This window comes from Streptomyces vastus, from assembly GCF_039532825.1.
Taxonomy (GTDB): domain Bacteria; phylum Actinomycetota; class Actinomycetes; order Streptomycetales; family Streptomycetaceae; genus Streptomyces; species Streptomyces vastus.
Genome location: NZ_BAAASJ010000033.1, coordinates 210,002 through 216,400, shown reverse-complemented (window position 1 = coordinate 216,400; position 6,399 = coordinate 210,002). Strand labels below are relative to the sequence as shown.

Here is a 6,399-nt window from a genome sequence, read left to right as displayed (position 1 = left end):
TTCACCGACGCTCGCGCCACCGGCCGCGAGACCATGGGGCGCGGACGGCGCGGCAAGACCTTCCGCCGCACCGTCTCCGGCATCCCCACCGCCCGCTTCCGCGAACGGCTGCGCAACATGGCCTACCACCGCGGCCTGGTCGTCATCGCGGTGGACCCGGCCTACACCTCACGCTGGGGAGCCGCCCACTGGCAGCAACCCCTCCAGCAGCAGACCACGACCACAGTGACGCGGCACCACGCCGCTGCCGTGGCCATCGGACGACGTGGCCTGGGTCACCGGATCCGGCGTCGGCCAGGTGTGACCGCCAACGGCCGGAGGATCGTTGCGCGGAGAGCTACCGGCCAGACCGGACCCGCCCCCAGACCGCGAGGGACCACGAGCCCACCCAGGACAACGGGCACGCCTCATCGGGGCGGTAAGACCCGGCTGGACCACGGTGACCAACTCGTGCTGTGCCCCGCACCCAGGACCGTTCGGGGTGCACCCGACGCCAGACGCCTCACACCTGGCCCGGAATGCGCTGACTCGGCCAGCACTCGCCGACAACGCAAGGAACGGTAAAGAAAGTAAAGTGGGCGGAACCCGGGGGACCCCCCGCGACGTTCATAGGGGTGACGGTAGCTTCGTCCCCGTACGAAGCACTGAGTTCAACGCACCGCACTTGCCGTACGTACGTCAACGAGGGAAGGACTCCCAACAATGGCTGTAAGCCTGTCCAAGGGTGGCAACGTCTCGCTCACCAAGGAGGCTCCGGGCCTGACCGCTGTCACCGTGGGCCTCGGCTGGGACGTCCGCACCACCACGGGTACCGACTTCGACCTGGACGCCTCGGCCATCGCGGTCAACCCCCAGGGCAAGGTCTACTCCGACGGTCACTTCGTCTTCTTCAACAACAAGCAGACTCCGGACCAGACCATCGTCCACACCGGCGACAACCGCACCGGTGAGGGCGCGGGCGACGACGAGGCGATCAACGTCAACCTCGCGGGCCTCCCCGCCGACGTCGACAAGATCGTCTTCCCGGTCTCCATCTACGACGCCGAGACCCGCTCGCAGAACTTCGGCCAGGTCCGCAACGCCTACATCCGCATCGTCAACCAGGCCGGCGGCACGGAGATCGCCCGCTACGACCTCTCGGAAGACGCCGCCACGGAGACCGCCATGGTCTTCGGCGAGCTCTACCGCAACGGCGCCGAGTGGAAGTTCCGCGCGGTCGGCCAGGGCTACGCCTCGGGCCTCGTGGGCATCGCCCAGGACTTCGGCGTAAGCGTCTGAGTTTCGGCACGCCTGTTTTTGCCGGAGCCCCCAGTCACTTGGTGACTGGGGGCTCCGCCGTCATTTCCCCGCTTTGAAATCCTCGGCTTTGATGTGGCGTATGAGGCACGCCAGGCCAAGAAGGGGCAGGGCGAGTATGTCGGTGGGGGCGTCGCTTTCGCGGAGGAGGAGGTGCGCTTCGGTGCGGGCGACCTCTATGCAGTTCTCACCGCCGGCCCCGGAGAAGGACGACTTCTGCCAGTTCACGGGCATGGTGTGGGCTCTCACAATTCTCGCGCGATGTCGTGGATGAACCGTCGGGAGCGCTCGGCGTCGAGTGCTGCTTGCTCCGCGAGGTCCAGCAGGGTGCCGTACTTCTTGAGCTGAGTGGCGATGCTGAGGAAGACGCCGCCCACGGCGCTGTCCACCTGGACTGTGTCCAGGTGGGGGACAACTCCCCCGGCGTAGAAGACCGGCTGTGTTGCCTCGACGAAGTCTTCGCTCGTGAAGGGGATGACCTTCAGCGTGACGGTGGGCCACTCGGAGACCTCCAGCAGGTGGCCGAGCTGCGCCTGCGCGACCTTGCGCCCGCCGATCCGCATCCTCAGGGCCGCCTCGTGGATCACGACGGTGAAGGGCGGCGGAGCGTCGCGCTCGAAGACCTGGCGGCGCTTCAGCCTGAACTCCACCCGGACGTCCACCTCCTCGGCAGGGAGGGGAGGGATGTGACCGCCGTAGATCGCCCGCGCGTAATCCTCCGTCTGGAAGACGCCGGGGAGCGTCATCGGCTGGAGCGCACGCAAGTACGTTGCGTGGTGCTCCAGTTCGGCCACGTCCAGGAAACCGGGAGCGAGGATCCCGCGGTACGCATCCCACCAGCCCTGCCCACGAGACTCCCGGGCGATCGCGCACAACGCGTTGACGAGTTCGGCGTCATCGCACGCATAGAACACCGCCAGCCGTCGGATCCGCTCCTCGCTGATGCCCAGTCGGCCCGCCTCGATGTGGCTGATCTTGGCCTGGTCGGTCGAGAGCAGGCCTGCGGTTTCGCGGGCCGTCCTGCCTGCGGCCTCCCTCAACTTCCTTAGTTCCGTGCCCAGTCGGACCTGGCGAGCGGAGGGGTTTTCTCTCAGTGGCATGGGTTCCGTTCCTCTCGGCGTCCGAGTCTGCCGTGTCACGACGAGCAGGGTCCACTCACTCGAGTGAACCTTTCGGGGCAACCTTGCTCCACTGCAAGGTTGCCCCTACCTTCGAAACGGTCAGCGCGCGGCGGGCCAGTGAATCCGCAGTGCAGGTGCCCGCCCCACGGTGCCCGAGCCACGGTGGCCCCCGCCGCGCAAACCCTCGACACGGACAGAGATTTGAAGACCATGAACGCCAACGCCGGCCCGCCGACGTACCAGCTCACCACCCCCAACTCGCCCCTCAGCCCGAAGATCTGCCGAGACACCGTCGCCATACTCCTCGCCGCCAACGGCCACGCCCCGCACCTCGCCGACACCGCCCGCACACTTGTCTCCGAGGTCGTCACCAACGCCGTACGGCACACCGGCACGCCAACCATCAAGCTGGAGACAGCAGTTCTGGCCGAAGGCGTACGCGTGGCCGTATACGACGACGGCCCCGCAGGGCTGCTGCTCCCCTCCGAAGCCGCACAGGACAGCGAAGGCGGGCGCGGCTTACTCCTCGTACAAGCCCTCGCGCACACCTGGGGCGTCGGCCCGGCATACAGCCCCGGCCGGGACGGCAAACACGTCTGGTTCGAGCTTCAAAGCCCAGTGTGCCGCTGTAGGGATGACAGCTCGCGGGCTCATCACCCCTACCGCGCAAAAACGTGAACACTCAGCGGGAGTTTGTTCACGAGACGCTCAAACGAGCGCCTCGTGGACACCGCGGCGCGAAGTGCTCACGAAAACGTGCACCAGCACCCACAGACCCGACCCCCGGACCCGTCGGAGAACCGCTGCACGCGTCCACGGTCCGCTCAAGCCTCGTTCCCCTGCTCAAGCCGCGGACGCGGCCCGCAGCAGCCGGAGTTGGCCGATCTCGGTGACGTTCTTCATCAGTTCCGCGTTCGCCCAGGCGAGCATGTGGGCGATGGTGTGCTCGGGGTCGTTCTGCCAGGGGAACGGGGCCGTGGCGTCCAGGTCGGTGTCGGTGAGGCGGTCCAGTACCGCCAGCCAGTCACCGCGGAGGCCGCGCAGCCACTCGACGGCCGCCGTCCCGTCACCCGGCCATGTGATCTCGGTCCGCTCCCGAGGCGTACGCCCCCGCGCGTGATCGATGCTCACGCTCCACCACCAGCCGATATGCCAGCTCAGCCAGCCGATCGTGGGGACCGGGACGGGCTCGGGCTCGGTTTCCGCCCAGTCCGGCACCCATGTCCCGTCCTGGTTCGGGCGCACCGTCCAGCAGTGAGGCGTCGGCTCCCACAGGAAGTCCTCGGGCTCCAGCCTCTCCAGGTGGTACTCGAAGAGCGACCAGGTCAGCTCGAACTGCCGGCGCAGCAGGTCACATCGGGATACGTTCATCGGTCGCCTCGGGCCTTCCTCACAGGTGCCCACTCCTCGGCGAGGAGACCGAGGACGACTTCGTCGATGAAAGAGCCGTAGACCCAGGCGGAGCGGCGCAGGGTGCCCTCGAGTGTGAAGCCGGTTCTGGTCGCGGCCGCGATCATGGGGGTGTTGTCGGCGAGGGTCTCGACCTGCAGCCGTTGCAGGCCGCGTACCGCGAAGCCGTACTCGCACAGGACACCGAGGACGTCGGCCGCCAGACCACGTCCTCGGAAGGCGGGGAGCAGGGTGATCCCCAGGTGGGCCGTCCTGTTGTGCAGGTCGATGCCCCACAGCACGGCCTCACCGGCCAGCTCCTGCGACTCCAGTTCCTCCACCGAGAAGTACGCCCTCTCGTCCGACGGCTCGGCGCCCGCGGCGGGAGACTCCTCCGCGTCCGGCGGGAGGGGCCGCCACGGACGGGGGTCGGTGCGCGATCGCGTCACCACGTCGTCGTACAACTCGGCCTGAAAAACCGGGACATCACTGTCTTGCCGAGTGCGCAACCCGACCCTGTCACCACGTATCACGCGCCCTTGCTATCCCAGATGCCGTGGCCGGACAACGAAATTAGCCGACCGCGATCGACCAGCACTGGGCCTAGCCTGCGGACATGTCTCTCGAACCGCGCACCCCACGTCCGGCCGCCCGTATCGCCGTACTCGACCCGGAGGGAGCGGTCTTCCTCTTCCGGTACGACAACGAAGAGGTCGGCATCCACTGGGCCATGCCCGGCGGCGGTCTCGAACCCGGCGAGAGCCCGCGTGAGGGCGCCCTGCGCGAACTCCGCGAGGAGACCGGCTGGGCCGACCTCACCCCCGGGCCCCTGCTGTGCACCTGGGAGCACGACTTCACGCGCGCCGGCGTCCCCGTCCACCAACACGAGCACATCTACGTGGCGTACGGACCACGCCGCGAGCCGGACGGCGGCGACCACATCCGCGCCATGCACAGCGAGGAGGGCGTGCTGGGCTGGAAGTGGTGGACGCTGAAGGAGTTGGCCGACGCGGCGGAATCCGTCTGGCCGCCCGAACTGCCGCGACTGCTCGCGGCGTTGGACGGGCGTGAGGCGTGACGCGCGGGGCGCAGGGGGCGAACCCTGAGGCGGGTGCGGTCAGGCGTGGTCCGGCTTTCCGTCCCCGTACAGCCAGTCGTCCCAGATCGTGGTGAAGTCCTCGTCCGGTGCCTGCTGTTCCACGTACGCCGTGAAGTCGGATGTGTTCGCGTTGCCGTGGCGGCGGGTGGCCGGCCAGCCGCGGAGGATGTCGTGGAAGGTGGCGTCGCCGGTCGTTTCACGGATCTTGTGGAGGACCATGGCGCCGCGCTGGTAGACGGGGTCGTCGGAGATGTGCGCGTCGCTCGTCGGGCTCGCGGGCGGGAAGGCCCACAGGTTTTCGTAGGTGTCCTCGCCGTGGTCGTACAGCGCGTCGACGGTGTCCTGGGCGGTGTCGCCGCCGTGGTCCTCCTGCCAGAGCCACTCCGCGTACGTCGCGAAGCCCTCGTTGAGCCACATGTCGCGCCAGGACTCGGGGGTGACGGAGTTGCCGTACCACTGGTGGGCCAGTTCGTGGACGAGGAGGGCCATGTCGGGGGCGCCGGGGAAGACGGGGCGGGTCTGGGTCTCCAGGGCGTAGCCCGCGTCGTTCGCCCGGTCGACGATCGCGCCGGTGGAGGAGAAGGGGTACGGGCCGAAGTTCTCCTCCGCCCACCGCATGATCTCGGGGATACGCGCGAGGACCTTGGCGCTCGCCTTCGACTGGTCGGGGTCGACGGCCACGTACACCGGCAGGCCGTTCGCGGTCTTCGAGCGGCCTACGTCGTACTCGCCGATCGCGACCGTCGTCACGTACGACGCCATCGGCTCCCCGACGTGCCAGGCGAAGGTCGTGCGGCCCTTCTCCGTCCCCTCGCGCCTCAACTCGCCGTTGGACACCGCTTTCAGGCCCTCGGGGACGGTGATCGTGATGTCGTACGTGGCCTTGTCGCTCGGGTGGTGGTTGCCGGGGAACCAGGCCATCGAGCCGGTGGGCTCGCCGAGGGCGAGGGCGCCGTCCGCCGTCCTGAGCCAGCCCTCCTGTGAACCGTCCGGGTCGGTGATCGTGCCGGGGCGGCCGGAGTAGTGGACGGTGGTGCGGAAGGTGGTGTTCCTGTCGAGGGCGTCGTGCGGGCGGATGGTCAGCTCGTGGTCGCCGCCGCGGTGGAAGCCGGCGGACGTGTCGTCGACTTCGGCCGCGGTGACCTTCATGCCCTTGAGGTCGAGGTTGAACGAGGTGAGGTCCTGCTTCGTCCGCGCCTCGATCTCCGCGGTTCCCGACAGGCGGCGGGAGTTGGGGTCGTAGGCGAGGGTCAGGGCGTAGTGGGTCACGTCGTAGCCGCCGTTGCCCGCCTTCGGGAAGTACGGGTCGTTTATGCCGGGGGCACCGGTCGTGTCCCGCGCGCTGCCGGTGTCGCACGCGGTCAGGGTGAGCGCGAGGGCCACGGTGGACGCGACGGCCGGTACGAAGCGGGCATGGCGGGGCACGTTCGCGATCCTAAAGGGATCCGGGCCGGAGGGCAGGGCTGGGACCAGGGCTGGGATCGGGGCTGGGAT

The 6,399-nt window shown here is 68.6% G+C and carries 8 protein-coding genes and 1 pseudogene; 4 read left to right on the top strand and 5 right to left on the bottom strand.

The annotated features are described in order from the left end of the window. Positions 1-564 (top strand): annotated as a pseudogene (locus ABD357_RS17640) (hypothetical protein); the annotation flags it as partial. A gap of 138 nt (positions 565-702) precedes the next feature. Beyond that, the gene (locus tag ABD357_RS17635) at positions 703-1,278 is read left to right on the top strand and encodes a TerD family protein (protein WP_344391158.1); all 576 of its coding nucleotides are present in this window, start codon (positions 703-705) and stop codon (positions 1,276-1,278) included. 60 nt (positions 1,279-1,338) lie between these two features. Here the strand turns inward: ABD357_RS17635 and ABD357_RS17630 are convergent, their stop codons facing one another. Continuing rightward, complete coding sequence (locus ABD357_RS17630) at positions 1,339-1,530, bottom strand: DUF397 domain-containing protein (protein WP_344391157.1); 192 nt, start codon at positions 1,528-1,530, stop codon at positions 1,339-1,341. Positions 1,531-1,541: 11 nt separating this feature from the next. Further along, positions 1,542-2,396 (bottom strand): helix-turn-helix domain-containing protein, encoded by an 855-nt coding sequence (locus ABD357_RS17625; protein ID WP_344391156.1) that lies wholly within the window; start codon positions 2,394-2,396, stop codon positions 1,542-1,544. A gap of 231 nt (positions 2,397-2,627) precedes the next feature. On the opposite strand from ABD357_RS17625, the gene ABD357_RS17620 reads away from it, so the two are divergent. Beyond that, a complete protein-coding gene (locus ABD357_RS17620; RefSeq protein ID WP_344391153.1) occupies positions 2,628-3,095 on the top strand; it encodes an ATP-binding protein in 468 nt (155 codons plus the stop codon). A 165-nt stretch (positions 3,096-3,260) separates the two neighbouring features. Here the strand turns inward: ABD357_RS17620 and ABD357_RS17615 are convergent, their stop codons facing one another. Together ABD357_RS17615 and ABD357_RS17610 are read right to left on the bottom strand one after the other, a co-directional pair. Next, the gene (locus ABD357_RS17615) at positions 3,261-3,788 is read right to left on the bottom strand and encodes a DinB family protein (protein WP_344391152.1); all 528 of its coding nucleotides are present in this window, start codon (positions 3,786-3,788) and stop codon (positions 3,261-3,263) included. Continuing rightward, entirely contained in the window at positions 3,785-4,339 is a 555-nt protein-coding gene (locus ABD357_RS17610) for a GNAT family N-acetyltransferase (RefSeq protein WP_344391151.1), read from the bottom strand. Before ABD357_RS17610 ends, ABD357_RS17615 begins: the two co-directional genes overlap by 4 nt. An 83-nt stretch (positions 4,340-4,422) precedes the next feature. On the opposite strand from ABD357_RS17610, the gene ABD357_RS17605 reads away from it, so the two are divergent. Next, positions 4,423-4,884 carry an NUDIX hydrolase gene (locus ABD357_RS17605; protein ID WP_344391150.1) on the top strand — a complete coding sequence of 154 codons (462 nt, stop codon included), beginning with the start codon at positions 4,423-4,425 and terminating at the stop codon, positions 4,882-4,884. 39 nt (positions 4,885-4,923) lie between these two features. Here the strand turns inward: ABD357_RS17605 and ABD357_RS17600 are convergent, their stop codons facing one another. Further along, positions 4,924-6,330 (bottom strand): M1 family metallopeptidase, encoded by a 1,407-nt coding sequence (locus ABD357_RS17600; protein WP_344391149.1) that lies wholly within the window; start codon positions 6,328-6,330, stop codon positions 4,924-4,926. Between the last annotated feature and the right edge of the window lie 69 nt (positions 6,331-6,399).